This window comes from Rhodanobacter sp. Col0626 (assembly GCF_049994385.1).
Lineage (GTDB): Bacteria > Pseudomonadota > Gammaproteobacteria > Xanthomonadales > Rhodanobacteraceae > Rhodanobacter.
In genome coordinates, this window is sequence record NZ_CP188260.1 from 3,590,546 (window position 1) to 3,608,070 (window position 17,525).

Below are 17,525 nucleotides of genomic sequence, written 5' to 3' on the forward strand. Positions count from 1 at the left end.
TTGACGCTGTTGCCGCTGGGCGGACCGTTCACGCCGTTCGCCTTGCCGATCACCGACGAACCACGGGTTTCCGTCGTCATCCCGGTCCACGGCAAGCTCGCCCATACCGTTGCCTGCCTGCGTTCGCTGGCGAAGTACGGCGCGCTGGCGACGTTCGAAGTCATCGTGGTGGATGACGCTTCTCCGGACGACAGCGTCGCCACGCTGGCGCAGGTCGGCGGCCTGCGTTTGTTGCGCAATGCGTCCAATCTCGGCTTCATCGGCAGTTGCAATGCCGGTGCCGACGCAGCACGAGGCGAGTTCGTGCTGTTCCTCAACAACGACACCCAGGTCACGCCCGGCTGGCTGGACGCGCTACTGCAATGCTTCGTCGACCACGTCGACTGTGGCATTGCCGGCAGCCGGCTGGTCTATCCCGATGGGCGCCTGCAGGAAGCCGGTGCGCTGGTGTTCGCCGACGGCAGCTGCTGGAACACCGGGCGCTTCGAGGCACGCGATGCACCGGCGTTCCTTTATCGCCGTGAGGCCGACTACGTCTCGGGAGCTGCGCTGCTGGTCCGCGCGGAAGTATTCCGGCGCGTTGGCCGCTTCGATGCGCGCTATGCGCCCGCCTATTACGAGGACGTCGATCTGGCGTTCGCAATACGCAAACTCGGCCTGCGCACGTATTACGAACCCTCCAGCATGGTGATTCACTGCGAAGGCATTAGCGCCGGCACCGATCTGGACAGCGGCATGAAGCGCTATCAATCGGTCAATCGGGCGAAGTTCGTCGACAAATGGACGGCCGAACTGGCTGCCCAACCTCCCGCCGGCACGCCGCTGGAACGCGCCATACGCTGGCGTCGGCGTGGGCGTGTGCTGGTGGTGGACGCGATGACACCGGAGCCCGCGCGTGATTCCGGCTCGTTGCGCCTGTTCGCGATCCTGCGCATTCTCGACCAACACGGCTGGAGCACCGCTTTTCTGCCGGATGACGGTCGCGCCAATCCGACGGAAATCGCCGCGCTCGGCAGCCTGGGCTGTGAAGTGTTGTGCCGGCCGTGGGTGTCTGATCTGCCGCGCTGGCTGCGTGAGCACGGTGCTGAGTTGCATGCGGTGATCTTGTGCCGACATACCGTGGCCGGCCAATACGCCGATCTGGTTCGTCGCCATGCACCGCAGGCGAGGTTGCTGTTCGACACTGTCGACCTGCATTTCCTGCGTGAACAGCGCGCCGCTGAGTTGAGTGGCAATACAACGCTGGCCAGACAGGCCGAGACCTCCCGACGCAGCGAACTCGCCGTGATCGAGCAATCCGACGTTACCTTCGTGGTCAGTCCGCACGAACAGGCTTTGCTGGCGCGGACGTTGCCGCAGGCGCGGGTGGAACTGCTGTCCAACATCCACGACGTTCACGATTGCCGACACCCGTACGCGGGACGCAAGGATCTGGTCTTCATCGGTGGGCACGGGCATCCGCCAAACAGCGATGCGATCCGCTGGATCGCCCGCGAGATACTACCGCAGCTGCGTGAAGTCCTACCGGAAGTTCGCATTCACGTGCTCGGCGATCTACCCGAACCGGTGCGACGGGAACTGGCCACTCCAGGCCTCGAACTGCATGGTCGTGTGGCCGAACTGGCGCCATGGCTGGACAGCTGTCTCGCTTCGCTGGCGCCACTGCGTTTTGGCGCCGGCGTGAAAGGCAAGATCAACATGGCGATGAGTCACGGCGTGCCAGTCATCGCCACCACCATTGCGACGGAAGGCATGCAACTCACCGATGGCGTGGACGTGCTGCTGGCTGACAGTGCCCCCGCCTTCGTCGAGGCGGTGTTGCGATTGCAGAGCGATGAAGCGCTCTGGCAACAGCTTTCCGAAAACGGCCTGGAGAATGTTCGACGGTATTTTTCCGCCGCTGCGGCTGCCGATGTGCTGCGCAGGGTGCTGGATTGACCCACGGCACACCAACCACGATGCTCCAGCATCCTCACCGATAAAGCGCCATGTCTCCTCGCGATCTCGTCAAGCGCTGCCTGTTTACCGTATTGCAGACCGGCTTCCGGCTGACTCCCATGCCCGCGGCCACGCGCGATCGGCTGCGTCAGCGCTTCCTGGATCGCCACTTCTACCTGCTGCCGCCCGGGCCGCGCGGTCAGTCCGGCGATGCGTCGCAAGTCGAGCGGCGCGCGCGCTCGCGCGCCGCCGGGCGGGCGATCGGTTACGCACCCAGGCGCAACGGCAAACTGCCGACACCGCTGCCGGCTACTGTGGTGGCGTTTTACCTGCCGCAATTTCACCCGATCCCCGAGAACGACGCATGGTGGGGCGAAGGCTTCACCGAATGGCACAACGTGACCCGCGCGCTGCCGCAGTTCGAAGGCCATGCGCAACCACGCCTGCCCGGTGAACTGGGCTTCTACGACCTGCGCCTCGTGGATGCCATGCGAAAGCAGATGCAACTGGCCCGCGACTACGGCGTTGGCGCGTTTTGCAGCTATTTCTACTGGTTTGCCGGCAAGACTCTGCTGGAACAACCGCTGCAGCAGTGGCTGAGTGACTCGTCGCTGGATCTGCCACTGTGCCTTTGTTGGGCAAACGAAAACTGGTCGCGGCGCTGGGATGGTCGCGCCGACGACATGCTCATCGGTCAACAACACAGCCCGTCCGATGATCTCGCCTTCATCGAGCATGTCGCGCAGTACCTCGTCGATCCGCGCTATCTGCGCGTGGACGGCCGGCCGCTGTTGCTGGTCTATCGCCCTGGCCTGTTGCCGGATCCGAAAGCCACGGCCCGGCGCTGGCGCGAATGGTGCCGCACGCATGGCATAGGTGAGATCCGGCTCGCCTACGTGCAGAGTTTCGATCGGGTCGATCCGCGCGAGATCGGCTTCGACGCGGCGGTGGAGTTTCCGCCGAACAACACCACGCCAGTGCCGATCACGGCACACCAGCGCCTGCTTAATCCCGACTATTGCGGTGACGTGCACGATTGGCGCGAACTGGCGCACCAGTCGATGGCACAACCCGACCCCACCTATCCGCGTTACCCCGGCGTCAACCCCGGTTGGGACAACGAGCCGCGACGTAGCGGCCGCGGACGCGTGTTTACGCGTGCCTCGCCGCGCGGCTACCGCGACTGGCTGCGGCATGCGATCGCCACGGCGCGCCGGCGCTTCCCTGCGCAACCGCTGGTATTCGTCAACGCCTGGAACGAATGGGCCGAAGGCGCTGTACTTGAGCCGGACAGCCGGCTCGGCCACGCCTGGCTGCAGTCGACCCGCGATGCGTTACATCCCGCACCCGACTCAGACATGCGGCCGTGCGTGGTAATCCACATCTGGTATCCGGATCTACTGGAAGAGCTCATTGTTGCCCTGCGCACCAGTGGCATCGACTGGCGCATCGTCATCACCACCGCCTACGAACGCAAACAGGCGGTGCGCGAGCGCGTAGACAAACTCGGCATCGATGCCGAGGTCGAAGTATTCGAGAACCGTGGCCGCGATATCCTTCCGTTCCTGCACGTCGCGAACCGCCTGCTCGACGAGGGCGTCACCACCGTCCTGAAACTGCACGGCAAACGCTCTACCCATCGAGAGGATGGCGACGTCTGGCGTCATGAACTCCTCGACAAACTGCTCTCACCCGAACGGGTCGGGAGCATCCTGGCCGCTTTCCACAATGACAAAACGCTGGGGGTGGTTTGCGCCGAAGGCCACCTGCAGCCCTTGCGTCAGTACCAAGGTGCCAACCAAACCAATTTCGATTATCTGGTCCGCCGGCTCGATATTCCGGAATCACAGGCCGAGCAGTGCAATTTTTTGGCAGGAAGCATGTTTTGGGTGAGGCCAGAAGCCCTGCGCCTGTTGTTGGATACTCATCTCGAAGTGGCTGAATTCGAGGCCGAAACCGGCCAACTCGACGGTACCCTCGCGCACGCGATCGAACGCATCTTCAGCCTGGCAGCAAGTGCCGGCGGCTTCAGTACAGTCAGCGCTGCTGGCGTCCTCGGTCTTGTTGAAGCCGCGCCCGATCCTTATCCGTACGCACGACGCAGTCACTGATATCCGTCCCCTGCGTCGCCCGTCGCGCAAGTCATTTCGTACGATGGTTTGATGGCAGGTAGAATGGGCTTTCTCGCGCCCCACCAGGGGCGGCCAACGTGGTAAGGAATCGCAGATGAAAATACTGGTCGGCTACAAGCGCGTCGTGGATTACAACGTGCGCATCCAGGTCAAACCCGACGGCAGTGGCGTGGTCACCGACGGCGTCAAGCTGTCCGCCAACCCGTTCGACGACATTGCACTCGAAGAGGCATTGCGTCTGCGCGAGAAAGGCATCGCCGAAGAAGTGATCGTGGTCGGCATCGGCCCCGCCGACCTCACTGCGCATCTGCGCAACGGCCTGGCGATGGGAGCGAATCGCGCGATCCACGTCGTCACAACCGACGCGGTGCAGCCGCTGACCGCCGCCCGCGTTTTTCTCAAGCTGATCGAGAAAGAACAGCCCGGGCTGGTGATCCTGGGCAAGCAGGCGATCGACGACGACGCCAACCAGACCGGCCAGATGCTGGCCGCCTTGTGGGATCGGCCACAAGCCACGTTCGCCAGCAAGGTCGAGATCGCCGACGGCAAGGCCACCGTGACACGTGAGGTCGACGCCGGCCTGGAAGTGATCGAGGCGGAACTGCCCGCCGTGATCACCACCGATCTGCGCCTGAACGAACCACGCTTCATCAAGCTGCCGGACATCATGAAAGCCAAATCCAAGCCGATCGACACGATCGAATTCGGCTCGCTAAGCGTCGAGGCGCATGATCACTTGAAAACCACGCACTACGCGGCACCGGCCAAACGCAGCAAGGGCGTGATGGTGAAGGACGCCGCCGAACTGGTCGCTGCACTGAAGCAGAAAGGCCTGCTGTAAACATCATTCCTGTCGTTGTAGGAGCCCGCTAGCGGGCGATGCTTTTAACCTGAGTTTCAACGAAGAGCATCGCCCACTAGTGGGCTCCTACACACACACCAAGTTTCGGAGACATACATGAGCAAAATCCTGGTCATCGCCGAACATCTGGGCGGCAAACTCAATTCCTCCACCGCCCGCGCCGTAAGCGCCGCCATCGCGGTGAAGGGTGAAGCCATCGACGTGCTGGTGCTCGCCGACAACGTCGACACGATCGCCGCCGAGGCGGCGAAGATCGACGGCGTGAGCCGCGTAATCACCGTGGCCAGGCCCGAGAACGCCCATCCGCTGGCGGCCGTGCTGGCGCCGCAGATCGCCAAGGCCGCGACCGCTTACAGCCACGTATTCGTACCGTCCACCACGTTCGGCAAGGACGTCGCTCCGCGCGTCGCAGCTCTCCTCGGCGTCGCCCAGGTCAGCGACGTGATGAGTGTGGAGGCCGCGCACGCCTTCAAACGTCCGATCTACGCCGGCAATGCCATCATCACGGTCGAGGCAGACGCCGCCCACATCGTGGTCGCCACGATCCGCTCCGCATCCTGGCCAGCTGCCGCCACCGGCGCCGGCAACGCGCCGATCGAAGCACTGACCATCGACGCCAGCCTGCCTACTCACACTCGCTTCGTCGAACTGAAGCAAGGCAGCAGCGATCGCCCAGACCTGCAAAGCGCGAGCAAGGTCGTTTCCGGCGGCCGCGGCGTCGGCTCGAAGGAAAATTTCGACATCATCTTCAAATTCGCGGACAAGATCGGTGCCGCCGTTGGCGCTTCGCGTGCCGCCGTCGACGCCGGCTATGTCCCCAGTGACCTGCAGGTCGGCCAGACCGGCAAGATCATCGCCCCAGAGCTGTACATGGCGATCGGCATCTCCGGCGCGATCCAGCACCTTACCGGCATCAAGGACGCCGGCACCATCGTCGCCATCAACAAGGACGGTGAAGCGCCGATCTTCGAGATTGCCGATTTTGGCCTGGTGGGGGATCTGTTCAAGATCATCCCGGAACTGGAACAGGCGCTGAATTGATGACCTCCGTCTCCGCCTTATCGACAAGATCATGGTCATGTGACCATTGGTGTCCAGTTTAAGGATGCTCTGATCTATTGAGTCTGAAACGGCCGTCCAGACGGCCGAAGAAGCCTGACCGCTACCTTCAACTCGCACTTGGCATCACATTGATGCTGCCCCAGCTGACCGCAATGCTCCACCGTCTTCTCTTTGCCGGGCAGCAGTTTGTCCCACTTCCGTTACGTCCCCCGCGTTAGCCGACGTCGTTGTCACGTATGAAACGGACCCGATTCCAACGACGAGACAGGAGTGAGGCAACGCAGGAACCGTGCCCATTGCTGGCATCTCTTCTTCTGGCACATTGATGATGGAGGCCAGCTGGCCCAAATGTGCGTTGAGCGCTTCAAGGTCGCACAACATGAACACGACATCCTCGGCCGGCCGAGCCCTACTGTAATCATGCCGTTTTGACACTATTATATGTGATGTGAGAGTAACTTTAGCTTAGCTACGCGCCCAAGCTATCATGCGCTCGCATCAACTATCTGCCCAGCATGCTGTAACAGGCAGCACGTCTTCCAATGGTCTCGACTTTTCGGCGCTGATTAGCTTCCGCGATCGATGCAACGGTTTTTACAATGAAGATTGTGCGGACACGCCCCTCGTCACCTCGTACTACGCGTGGATCTTTGGTCAACCGCATGTCTAAGTCACGCTGGGGACTATGCGTCTTAAGAGTCCACGATGCCGGCAGATGTGATCAGGAAGCTGTTCATCTCCGATGGCTTGGCGTGCTGCGACTCAACCGATGCCACGCATACCCACCTTGCGATCCCGGAGCGCAACATGCATCGCGAGAATAATTTCGACGCCGTTCGTCTGCTCGCGGCAGCAGTTGTCATTTTTGGGCACGCACATCCGCTGACGAGCACGCCAGACTCCGGGCTTCTGGGAAACTCGGTGCAAGCCTTGGCAGTTAAGATTTTTTTTGTCATTAGTGGATATTTGATCTGCACAAGCTGGACACTGGACCCACGACCAATCAGTTATCTGCTGAAACGCTCGTTGCGCATCTTTCCGGCGTTGCTTGTGATATGCATTCTCACAATCTTCATCATTGGGCCTGCTCTTACGTCCCTGCCAATTGGCCATTACTTTGCCACGCCGCATACTTATGTTTACTTAAAGAACGTATTTCTGAGCCCGGTTTATGATCTTCCGGGCCTTTTCGCCAACAATCGCTACCCCATTGCGGTCAATGGATCGCTCTGGAGTCTTCCGATCGAATTCGCCATGTACCTGCTGTTGCCTTTTGTCTGCTTTTTCGATCGGCTGATGAACAGCAAAATGGTTGCTCTGTGCGCAAGCATCGCCCTTTGCTTCTTCAGTATCCATTTCGTACGGATGAGCGTTCCGGCAAATCACCCCGTGATTTACGGAACCGACCTCATCAGTGCCCTCGATGTGGCACCTTACTTCATGATCGGCGCGCTGGTTAGGCAAATGAGCTGGGAGAGCCTCCTCAACCCTGTGCTTGCACTATTTTTCATAGGAATCGTTGCCCTGATGCCGCCGACGACGGCAGTACACGACGAAATCGTTCTTTATTTCATGCTTCCTTACGTCGTACTGACCTTTGCACTTTCCTCGCACCGCTTACTGCAAGGCGCTGGGCGCTTCGGCGATTTTTCTTATGGTTTGTATCTCTACGGATTCCTAGTGCAGCAATGTGTCAATGATCTAAGCGGAAACACTCTTTCAGCTTTGCAAAACGCCTTCATTAGTTTACCGATAGCACTCGTCCTAGCCTACCTCTCATGGCACCTTATCGAGAAACCGATGCTCTCGCTCAAACCGAGGAAGAACCTGGCGTCGAAGAAACTAACCATTGAGGAGCAAGGCGCATGACAGATACCAAGCCCAAGGGTTGCTGCCTGGTCACAGGCGGCGCCGGGTTCATCGGTTGCTCGATATCAGAGCAATTGGCTACCCACTACGAGCAGGTAATTGCCATCGACAATCTCCACCCGCAGGTACATGTCAGCGGGAAGCGACCGGATGCGCTACACCAAGCCGTATTGCTGGTTGTAGGCGATGTCACGTCCGCGGATATGTGGGACGACGTATTGACGAAATACGCTCCATCAACAGTCATCCATCTCGCGGCAGAAACGGGTACTGGGCAATCGCTTACTGAGGGTTCGCGTCACGCGATGGTGAACGTGGTGGGTACGGCGCGAATGCTCGATGCTCTCGCGGAGCGAAAAATCCTCCCTTCCCGCATGGTTTTGTCGAGTAGTCGTGCAGTCTACGGCGAAGGCGCTTGGCAGGATCAAAACGGCGCATTGACCTACCCTGGTCAACGTTCAGCCCCCATGCTGGAGCGCGGGGAATGGGATTTTCCGGGCCTTCAAAGCAATCCTTTCAGCGCCCAGGCAACCCAAGCCCGCCCCACCAGCATTTATGGCGCCACCAAACTCGCCCAAGAAAACATTCTGTCGTCCTGGGCGCAGGCCTTCGACGTTTCACTCAACATTCTTCGACTTCAGAACGTTTATGGCCCAGGTCAATCACTGACCAATCCATACACCGGGATCGTATCTCTGTTCGCCAGACTAGCCAAGGCTGGCCGAAGCATCCCGTTGTACGAAGACGGCCTGATGCGACGTGATTTCGTTTTCATTACTGATGTTGCGTCCGCAATCGTTGCGGCAGCAACGAGCAACCGCAGAAACATCCTTGTGGACATAGGTTCGGGAAGATCCCTCTCGATTGCCGGGTTGGCTCATATTATTGCAGATATCTACGGAGCCCCCGAACCCCATGTGACCGGTCAATACCGCAACGGGGATGTACGCCATGCCGCGTGTAATATAGAGGCTTCCCAGGCCACACTGGACTGGATTCCACGGATAACCGCTGAAGAAGGCATCAGAAAACTTTGCAATTGGATTGACGAGCGTCCGGAGACACTCCCTCAGCTATGAACGCCATCAGCTCAACGACTAACATCGGCCATGTCCGCGTCCACTCGGTACTTTACGCAAACGAACCGCGCCGCATCGCACAAACCGTCGCTCATCTTAACCGGGCCGCCGACCTCGCAATTGCTGCGGGAGCCGTGGCATCGGTGACGCTAGTATACGGCGACAGTTCATCCCAACCTGTACTCAACGATGAGCAACTCTCAGAAATCAAAAGCAGCTGTTACGCGCTTCGTGACGTGCAGTATGTAGATTTTCAGGCAAATCTGGGGTCAGCCAAGGGACACAACACGCTCATTGCATACGCGGACGCCTCGGAAACAACCGGCGAGTTCGTCGATGCCGTCCTCATCATGAATCCGGACGTTATGCTGGCGCCGGATGCATTGATCGAACTCGCTCGTCCGTTGGCGAGCAAAAACGTCGGATTGGTGGAGGCACGTCAGCTTCCGATCGAGCATCCCAAGGAATACAACCGGTTGACCGGTGATACTGAATGGGCAACGACTGCGTGCGCCCTTATCCCTATAAAGGTACTGCGCGAGCTCAATGGCTTCGACAGCGACACATTCTTCCTCTATTGCGACGACGTGGATTTTTCGTGGCGCGCGCGGTTGGCAGGCTATCGTGTTGTGTATCAACCATCGGCCGCGGCCTTTCACGACAAACGCCTTGCGCCGGGGGGAAAATGGGCGCCGACAACCTCAGAGCAATATTTTTCGGCCGAAGCGGCAATATTGATTGCTTATAAGTATTCACGCCCGGATATTGCCAAGCACCTGCATTCGTTCTACACAAAGTCAGATTCAGAACATCTGCGCCGCGCCGCTGCGGAATTCGATCGGCGGAAAGAGGCCCACAGTCTTCCCGATCCGATAGATCCCAAACACAGTGTCGCCGTGTTTAAAGGCGATTTCTACACGAAACATCGGTTCCCGCTTTGAACATGAATACCTACGACAATCCCTTTTACGAAGACAACGTCTACGGTCACGCCGTTGGCTTGTTGACAAAAAATGCCCCCGCTACTGCTAGTGCGCAGCCGGCCATTCACCTCGACATAGGTTGTAGCGTTGGGCGAATGGCTGAGCCGATCACTGAGAGATTGGGTTCGAGGTATATCGGCTTCGACATCGATGCCGAGGCCATGTCAGCTCTCCAGGAACGCGGTTTTGACGTGCATCGTATAGATCTGAACGATCTGGCCGCTGCCGAAACTATAATCCGGGATGCCATAGGCTCGAACCGTGTCGGCTCGATGTCGATCATCGACGTGCTCGAACACGTTGCAGATCCGCTCGCCGTCGTCGGGATGTTGCGACGGGTGGCCACTACCCACTGCTGCCCACTGGTGGTTTCAGTGCCTAACGTCGCGCATCGGGATGTCGGTTTCAAACTTGCTTTCGGCAGGTGGGACTACACGGATACCGGATTGCTGGACAGGACGCATTTGCGCGGATTTACCCAATACGGGCTCAAAGCAACGATGCGCGCGGCTGGCTGGCATCTGGTCGAATCCAATGACGTCCAGGTTGTCAACAGCGATCAGCACTTCCCCAAGCTTCATCCAGCACTGGCGAGCTCTACTCTGCTCCACGAATTCCTCGCACAATTACGCGACGGTGTTGATGCGACTGCAAGAACCAACCAGTTTGTTGGCGTGTACCTGCCGGGACCCAGCGCGCAGACCGGCTTCGACGATGCGAATACGGATAGCGAAACACCATTTCTCTCGGTTATCACGCGTACGCAGGGGCGTCGCATCGATACGCTACGCGACGTGCTACTTTGTTTGTCCGCGCAGACATGCCAGAACTTCGAAGTCTGCGTGATCGGACACAAGCTTTCATCTCAGGCACAACTTGATGTCGAGCGGATCATTGAGGACACGCATGAAGAATTGCGCGCGCGCGTCAGACTTATTCGTGTCGAAGACGGCAATCGCACCAAGCCACTCAATGTGGGCTTTGAAAGCGCTCGTGGCCACTATGTAGCAATCCTTGACGACGACGATATCGTGCTTGGCCACTGGGTTGAGTCATTCAGGGCAATGGCGGCGCAAAATCCCGGCAGAGTGCTGCGCGCAGCGAATATGGCACAGACATGGGAACCCGTTACAACCACCTTTGGCAAACAGAGTGTCCGCGCAGTTTCAGGCATGGACGCCTGCTATCCCGACACTTTCGACTTCTTCCAGCATTTAATCGAAAACGAGACGCCACCTGTATCACTGGCGTTCCCCAGGGCCGCTTTTGAAGGTCTTGGCATCCGCTTTGACGAATCGCTCACGACGACTGAGGATTGGGATTTCTTCATGCGAACGGCGGCGATATGCGGCGTCGCCAGCCTCACTGAAATCACCTCCATTTACCGGAAATGGCTAGGAGCCGAATCGTCCTTCTCCATCCATTCGAAAGATGAATGGAGGGCCAACCACCTTCACATTTGGCGCAAACTCGATAATTTGCCCATTCTGCTCGAGTCAGGTGCCGCCACCCGCTTGCGGTATCTAGTCGAAGACCGGAATCGACACAACGGCCGTGGTGCAGGTCCACTACCGGATCCTGAAAGCGACCAAGGTCGTTATGAGAACGCACTTCGGGAACAAATCCATCTTCTTCGCCACAGCGTCACTTGGAACATTGGGTCACCCGTAAGGCTCGTTGCGCGCCTGCTGGGCCGCCGCTACCCATACCCCATGCTATGGGCAATGACTGGGCGGCAGCTCCAGCAACATATCGAGGCCATCAAGGCATCCCTACCATGGAAATTTGCGGAACGTATAAAGTCGCTGGTTGGGCGTCGCTGAATCAACTATAGCCATTAGGGCAACGAGTGTGGACTGCCCCGGGGTCGTAAGCGCTTTCCGCCCATGATTAGACTGTCCCTGGCATGGGAAGGCGGCTGGATATGCTATCCACGCTAATTGGAGCTGAAAACCTAGATGAAACGAATTGCTCTTGATCTCTTGGTACTGGTTATTGCCACGTCAGTTGCGGTAATACTCATAGATCATCAGATCCGACTCGCCATGGGCCCATATCTGATACTGGTCAATGTGATTCCAGCTGTCTTTTTCGCTTGCATGTTGTATGGGCTGACGACAAGGGCGCCCTTTTCCTTTATAGCGACGATCATAGTCCAGACGCTGGTCATTACTGCTGATGTCCAGAAGAACCGAATCCTGCACAGCCACCTATCCTATGCTGATATCAAGCTACTACCCATGTTCCTGCAGGACCCCCAACTGATCGTTGGGTTCGTTGCCAAGGGTGGTCTGCTTCTCACCGGCACCGTGATTGTCCTGTTGCTACTTGTCGGGTTCTGGCGACTTCGGCGAACGAAAATGTCGCCCCAGTTTCGCGCAATTGTTGCTGGTTCAACAGCTCTGTTTCTCGTTGCAGTGGTGGCCAACAAATCCACGATACCCTTGCCGAGCAGGGGTTGGAATCCGTTCCAACAGACGGAGGAAGCGACATACTTCGGGGTGACCGCCAACCTTCTTTTCGGCGCCCGCGATGCAGTAAGCGTGCTTATTCGCAGTGACCCTACGGCTGTCGAACGCTTCCACGACGAAGCGTCCGTGCACAGCGCAATCGCAGAAATTCATCAGGCCACGACGTTACGTCCAGACATCGTGATAGTGCAAAGCGAGTCGCTTTTCGAGCCTTCAAGTTTATGCGGATTGCCAGACGAACCAATCTTGACAACGATTGCCGAATCGAAACCGAGCAATTTGCATGTGCCCGTGTTCGGTGGTCGCACACTGCAAACGGAGTTCGAGGTTCTTTCCGGGGCGCCTACAAAATTCTTTCCCGGTAATCAATTTGCCTACTTCGATTTGCTTAAGCGGCCAGTAGCTGCACTCCCGAACGTACTATCCGTGCTCGGTTATCGCACCATCGCCATTCACCCCAATGAACGTGATTTCTGGCGTCGAAGTTTTGCCATCCCAGCGCTAGGATTTGAGTACTTCATCGATAAGACGGCGTTCTCCGACCGCGATATAGGGCTACAGGGACATATAAGTGACAGCGCATTGACTGCTGCCGTGCTGTCGGAATTATCAGCAACGAGCGACCCTACGATGGTCTTTGCCATCAGCATGCAAAATCACGGGCCCTGGGGCGCTGACACGCCCGGCGAGGACGCAGCGGATCGGGAATTGACTGACTACGTACAGCGAGCCAAGGCCGCCGACTCCTCATGGAAAGAGCTTACTGATGCGCTGGATAAACGCAATAGGCCGACTGTCGCGCTGATTTACGGCGATCACCTGCCAGGCTTGGCATCGACTTATAAAGAACGTTGTTTCAAGGATGGGAAGAAAGCGACAGAGCACTGGCCGCCCGTGGCAGTGTGGTCGAATTTCAACGTCCCGCCTTTACCTCATGAGATGAGCAGCTACTTGATACCTGGCTGGGTCATGGAAGCTGCCCAATTGCCGATGACTTCTTATCTCCGCGCAAACGCAGCCGCGCGACGCGCCATGAAATCAGCGACGAACGAGGCCTTCCGGCAAAAGCTTTTCGACGAGTACGGGAGCATCGCCGCGAACATGCTGCTATCCGGAACTAAACGTCAAGACGCCGCCGAGATCGTTCTTGACCAGCGTGAAATTGGAAAACTTCTGCCACGACTTCTCAGCGCGGGCAAATCGAACCCGTCCGTCAAACAAGATATCCTGTTTGACCCTAGTTCCGCTGGAGACTTGGCCACTCTCAAGCTGGATGGCAAAGTCGGAAGCATAACCTTCCGGCCCTACACCATTGACGCAACTTGCACTGGAGCCCAGCGGCTCACATACAGCGCGGACAATCATCAATTGGCGACGGGAGTAATTGACCGCGCAGCCAACATCACAACTGTGATGCTTGATGGGGTCAATCAACTTGTCATCAAACGCGATCGTCAGAACAGCGAAGCTCGTTGTTGGCCGGTGACGCTGCGACTTGTGCAGATGCAGTGCACGACAATCGGATGTGGGACTCATCACTAGCTCCGGCGGTCTAATGACCATGCATTTAGCCTCCGCAAGTATCCCTAGAGAGCTCAGACATCGCCTACGCGAGTCAGCTCGATTCGACGCATGGGGATACCAATGAGACCCGTGCTTATCTGCGACGAATGACTAGTAATGATCAACGCGTCGTGTTGCCACTGGTGCACGACATGATCGCGTTGGCTTCCATCAGAGACCGCCACCGAAATCGCATATTCGCCCGCCGGCAGTATCGGCATCCGGAAGTCAAAACGGGCGATCCAGTTCTGACCTTCTGAGCACGACACACCATGTTCGAGATATGAAAGGTAGGTGTTGTCGCCGAACAGGGGTAGGCCTTGCTTGTTCTTGACGATGAAACCCACGATCAGGTTTTCGATCGTCTGATGGGTCCGCAGATTGACGACAAACGAGACAGTTTCGCCGCCCACGGACCATGCCAAAGGTGCTCCCTGCACGTCGAGAAGTCGCGCACCGGCTATGAATGCACCACCTTTTCCGAAAGACTCGCCACTCGGGTCGTAACGCATGACTTCCAGATCATTGCGAAGGTTCGACGAAATCACCAGGTCGCGTCGGACATCGATAAAATCCTCGTCCATTCCATCGTGAAGCATGGCGCTCGACTGTTGGGCAATATGCATGGACACCTCGTCGTCGCCCTGCTCATGCCTATAAAGGTCGGCAAGATATGCTTGCATGACATCTTTGGGGCTGCCGTCGATTCGTATACGACCCTCGTGTAACCAAATTGCCCTGTCGCAGAGTCCTGTGACTGTCGTGCTGTCATGGCTTACGAAAAGCAAGGTACCACCCGCATCGCGGAAACGCTGAAGGAAACGCATGCATTTCTGGACGAAATATGCATCCCCCACCGCAAGGGCCTCGTCTACGATCAAGACATCGGCGTCCACATGAGCAATGACCGCAAAAGCCAGGCGCATGAACATGCCGCTGGAGTAGGTCTTCACCGGCTGATCGACGTAGTCGCCAATATCTGCAAAAGCAACAATCGATGCATAACGCGCATCAACTTCCTCGTTAGTCAACCCGAGGATCTGTCCACTCATGTAGATGTTTTCCTGCCCGGTAAACTCAGGATTGAACCCAGCGCCAAGTTCCAGGAGTGCGGCGACGCGACCGTTGACACTGCATGCTCCCGCAGTCGCTTCAAGCGTTCCGCAAACGATCTGCAATAACGTCGATTTGCCGGAACCATTGCGACCGATTATCCCTACGGTTTCCCCGGCTGCCACACTGAACGATATATCCACCAGCACACGGTGTTCACGAAAGAAATTTTTTCGACCTCGTAAAATCATTTGCCACAAGCGATGCACCGGCCGCTCAAAAATTTGGTAGCTCTTGAACAATCCACGAACTTCAATGGCAGGATCAGATGACATCGGCAAATCCTTTCTTGGTGCGCCAAAACCACCAGAAACCGATGACAAGAACCGTATACGCGACAAGATAGTAGATACCCAGCGCAGCCCAATCCGGAGATCGCCCCTCCAGGGTGACCTGACGCAACTGGGTGACCGGCAACGTCAATGGATTCAGGCTCAGGAACGGGCGATATGCCGGCGGCACCATGCTGATGGGAAAAAGGATCGGACTCATGTACATCAAAAGCATGGTGATGACACTCGTCATCTGCGCAAGATCTCTAATAAATACGCCAAGCGATGACATGAACATGACTACGCCTGTAGCCAACATTGCCAGTGGCGCCATCACCAGTGGCACAAAGATCCAGTTATAGGTAATCCCACCCATGACCCAGAGCTGCCCCAGCAACAGAATAAGCAGGGCAATACCAAGGTTAACCAGGGCGCTACCTGTAACGACAAACGGTAACAGCTCAAGCGGAAACACGACCTTCTTAACGTAATTGCTGTTCTCAAGAATAAGCATCGGCGCCCGTGTAATGCTCTCGGACAGGAAGATAAAAGGTACCAATCCGGCAAACAGGAGCAATGGGAAATTTGCACCTGGCATTACGCCCCAACGGGCATTCAGCACGACACCAAACACGAATGAGAACACCACCAATAGGGACAGTGGATTCAGCATTGACCATACAGCGCCAAGTACGGAACCGCGATATCGCAAACTCAGGTCTCGAGCCACCATGCGGCGGTAGAGCGACCATTGTCTTGCGATGGAAAGAACTGGCGCAGTTGCGTACCACCACCGACCTTTTCGCGTTGGGACGAGGATATGCATCATCGAAGCGCAGTTGTCAGCTCGTTCTTGAGATCTTCCACGTCCTCTACCCCCACCGACAGCCGCACCAACCCGTCGCTGATCCCCAGCCGCTTGCGGTTGGCCGCAGGCACCGAGGCGTGCGTCATGATCGCCGGGTGCTCGATCAGGCTTTCGACGCCACCGAGCGATTCGGCCAAGGCAAACAGCTCGCAGCGTTCCAGCATGCGGCGAGCCTTTTTCAGGCCACCTTTCACCTCGATCGTGATGATGCCGCCAAAGCCCTGCATCTGGCGCTTGGCCAGCGCATGCTGCGGATGGCTCTTGAGACCCGGATAGATCACCCGCTCGACGGCAGGGTGTTTTTCCAGCCACTTCGCCAGCTCCAGCGCGCTTTCGCAGTGCGCCTTCATGCGCAGATGCAGGGTCTTCAGACCGCGCATGGCGAGAAAAGAATCGAACGGGCCGGCCACCGCGCCGACCGAGTTCTGCAGGAAGCCCATCTGGGTAGCCAGTTCCTTGCTGCCGGCAACCACGATGCCGCCGACCATGTCGGAGTGGCCGTTGAGGTACTTGGTGGCCGAATGCAGCACCAGGTCCGCACCGTATTCCAGGGGGCGCTGCACCATCGGCGAGCAGAATGTGTTGTCCACTACCAGGATCAGGCCGTGTTTTTTCGCAAACGCGGCGACCTTGGCCAGATCAACCAGCTTCAGCATCGGATTGGTCGGCGTCTCCGCCCAGATCATTCGCGTGTTGGGCTTCAGTGCAGCCTTCATCGCGGCGGTGTCGTTCAGATCGACGAAACTGAAATCCAGCCCCGCCGAACGTCGGCGCACCTTCTCGAACAGGCGATAGGTGCCGCCATAAAGATCGTCCATCGCGATGATGTGGCTGCCCGAATCAAGCAGATCCAGCACCGTCGCCGCCGCGGCCAGACCGGAGGCAAACGCGAAACCGGCGACGCCACCCTCCAGATCCGCCACACAGCGCTCGTAGGCCATCCGCGTGGGGTTTTGCGTGCGCGAATATTCGTACCCCTTGTGCTTGCCCGGGCTTTCCTGCACGTAGGTGGAGGTGGCGTAGATCGGCGTCATGATGGCGCCAGTGCTGGGATCGGGATGCTGTCCGGCGTGGATGGCACGGGTGCCCAGGCCGTGTAATGCGGTCTTGCTCGGCTTTTTCATGTTGCTCGAATGTCCAGGCCTGGCAGAGGCAAGCCATAAAGCGTCCATCTTACCTCGTCACCCTAGTCCGCAAAAACGCCCCAAACGGGTCGTTCATCTTTGTGCTCGGCAAATCACCGGCCCGGAACTGACTCGAATGGCCGCCAGGTCGCCTGGTGTTCCCGATCCGGCCATACTGCGGCACCATGC

General features: G+C 57.8%; 12 protein-coding genes. 9 read left to right on the top strand and 3 right to left on the bottom strand.

Features of this window, described 5'->3' with window-relative positions:
* The 9 genes from ACPPVV_RS15815 to ACPPVV_RS15855 all read left to right on the top strand — a co-directional run bounded on the left by ACPPVV_RS15815 (window position 1) and on the right by ACPPVV_RS15855 (window position 13,938).
* On the top strand, window positions 1-1,938 hold the full coding sequence (locus ACPPVV_RS15815; RefSeq protein WP_426700825.1) for a glycosyltransferase: 1,938 nt from the start codon (window positions 1-3) through the stop codon (window positions 1,936-1,938).
* 50 nt (window positions 1,939-1,988) lie between these two features.
* Entirely contained in the window at window positions 1,989-4,049 is a 2,061-nt protein-coding gene (locus ACPPVV_RS15820) for a glycoside hydrolase family 99-like domain-containing protein (RefSeq protein ID WP_426700826.1), read from the top strand.
* A 115-nt stretch (window positions 4,050-4,164) separates the two neighbouring features.
* Entirely contained in the window at window positions 4,165-4,911 is a 747-nt protein-coding gene (locus tag ACPPVV_RS15825; RefSeq protein ID WP_426700827.1) for an electron transfer flavoprotein subunit beta/FixA family protein, read from the top strand.
* 117 nt (window positions 4,912-5,028) lie between these two features.
* Window positions 5,029-5,973: an electron transfer flavoprotein subunit alpha/FixB family protein gene (locus ACPPVV_RS15830; protein ID WP_426700828.1), complete on the top strand. Its 945-nt coding sequence runs from the start codon at window positions 5,029-5,031 to the stop codon at window positions 5,971-5,973.
* A gap of 726 nt (window positions 5,974-6,699) precedes the next feature.
* A complete protein-coding gene (locus ACPPVV_RS15835; RefSeq protein ID WP_426700829.1) occupies window positions 6,700-7,863 on the top strand; it encodes an acyltransferase family protein in 1,164 nt (387 codons plus the stop codon).
* On the top strand, window positions 7,860-8,942 hold the full coding sequence (locus ACPPVV_RS15840) for an NAD-dependent epimerase/dehydratase family protein (RefSeq protein WP_426700830.1): 1,083 nt from the start codon (window positions 7,860-7,862) through the stop codon (window positions 8,940-8,942). Before ACPPVV_RS15835 ends, ACPPVV_RS15840 begins: the two co-directional genes overlap by 4 nt.
* A complete protein-coding gene (locus tag ACPPVV_RS15845; protein WP_426700831.1) occupies window positions 8,939-9,883 on the top strand; it encodes a glycosyltransferase family 2 protein in 945 nt (314 codons plus the stop codon). Before ACPPVV_RS15840 ends, ACPPVV_RS15845 begins: the two co-directional genes overlap by 4 nt.
* Window positions 9,884-9,885: 2 nt before the next feature.
* Window positions 9,886-11,748: a methyltransferase domain-containing protein gene (locus tag ACPPVV_RS15850; protein ID WP_426700832.1), complete on the top strand. Its 1,863-nt coding sequence runs from the start codon at window positions 9,886-9,888 to the stop codon at window positions 11,746-11,748.
* A 135-nt stretch (window positions 11,749-11,883) separates the two neighbouring features.
* Window positions 11,884-13,938 carry an LTA synthase family protein gene (locus ACPPVV_RS15855; RefSeq protein ID WP_426700833.1) on the top strand — a complete coding sequence of 685 codons (2,055 nt, stop codon included), beginning with the start codon at window positions 11,884-11,886 and terminating at the stop codon, window positions 13,936-13,938.
* A gap of 53 nt (window positions 13,939-13,991) precedes the next feature.
* Here ACPPVV_RS15855 and ACPPVV_RS15860 read toward each other — a convergent pair whose 3' ends face one another.
* The 3 genes from ACPPVV_RS15860 to ACPPVV_RS15870 are packed head-to-tail and all read right to left on the bottom strand — an operon-like array spanning window position 13,992 to window position 17,336.
* Entirely contained in the window at window positions 13,992-15,347 is a 1,356-nt protein-coding gene (locus ACPPVV_RS15860; RefSeq protein WP_426700834.1) for an ABC transporter ATP-binding protein, read from the bottom strand.
* Window positions 15,337-16,173, bottom strand: coding sequence for an ABC transporter permease (locus ACPPVV_RS15865; protein ID WP_426700835.1), 837 nt, complete (start codon window positions 16,171-16,173; stop codon window positions 15,337-15,339). The genes ACPPVV_RS15860 and ACPPVV_RS15865 overlap by 11 nt, the downstream gene beginning before the upstream one ends.
* Window positions 16,170-17,336, bottom strand: a complete 1,167-nt coding sequence (locus ACPPVV_RS15870; protein ID WP_426700836.1) for a cystathionine gamma-synthase — start codon at window positions 17,334-17,336, stop codon at window positions 16,170-16,172. The genes ACPPVV_RS15865 and ACPPVV_RS15870 overlap by 4 nt, the downstream gene beginning before the upstream one ends.
* Window positions 17,337-17,525 lie beyond the last annotated feature (189 nt).

Excerpts from the sequence above, each read along its gene's own strand:
- ACPPVV_RS15860 (WP_426700834.1), bottom strand. The coding sequence starts at position 15,347 with ATGTCATCTGATCCTGCCATTGAAGTTCGTGGATTGTTCAAGAGCTAC.
- ACPPVV_RS15845 (WP_426700831.1), top strand. The coding sequence starts at position 8,939 with ATGAACGCCATCAGCTCAACGACTAACATCGGCCATGTCCGCGTCCAC.
- ACPPVV_RS15840 (WP_426700830.1), top strand. The coding sequence starts at position 7,860 with ATGACAGATACCAAGCCCAAGGGTTGCTGCCTGGTCACAGGCGGCGCC.
- ACPPVV_RS15830 (WP_426700828.1), top strand. The coding sequence starts at position 5,029 with ATGAGCAAAATCCTGGTCATCGCCGAACATCTGGGCGGCAAACTCAAT.
- ACPPVV_RS15870 (WP_426700836.1), bottom strand. The coding sequence starts at position 17,336 with ATGAAAAAGCCGAGCAAGACCGCATTACACGGCCTGGGCACCCGTGCC.
- ACPPVV_RS15835 (WP_426700829.1), top strand. The coding sequence starts at position 6,700 with ATGCCGGCAGATGTGATCAGGAAGCTGTTCATCTCCGATGGCTTGGCG.
- ACPPVV_RS15825 (WP_426700827.1), top strand. The coding sequence starts at position 4,165 with ATGAAAATACTGGTCGGCTACAAGCGCGTCGTGGATTACAACGTGCGC.
- ACPPVV_RS15850 (WP_426700832.1), top strand. The coding sequence starts at position 9,886 with ATGAATACCTACGACAATCCCTTTTACGAAGACAACGTCTACGGTCAC.
- ACPPVV_RS15855 (WP_426700833.1), top strand. The coding sequence starts at position 11,884 with ATGAAACGAATTGCTCTTGATCTCTTGGTACTGGTTATTGCCACGTCA.
- ACPPVV_RS15865 (WP_426700835.1), bottom strand. The coding sequence starts at position 16,173 with ATGATGCATATCCTCGTCCCAACGCGAAAAGGTCGGTGGTGGTACGCA.
- ACPPVV_RS15820 (WP_426700826.1), top strand. The coding sequence starts at position 1,989 with ATGTCTCCTCGCGATCTCGTCAAGCGCTGCCTGTTTACCGTATTGCAG.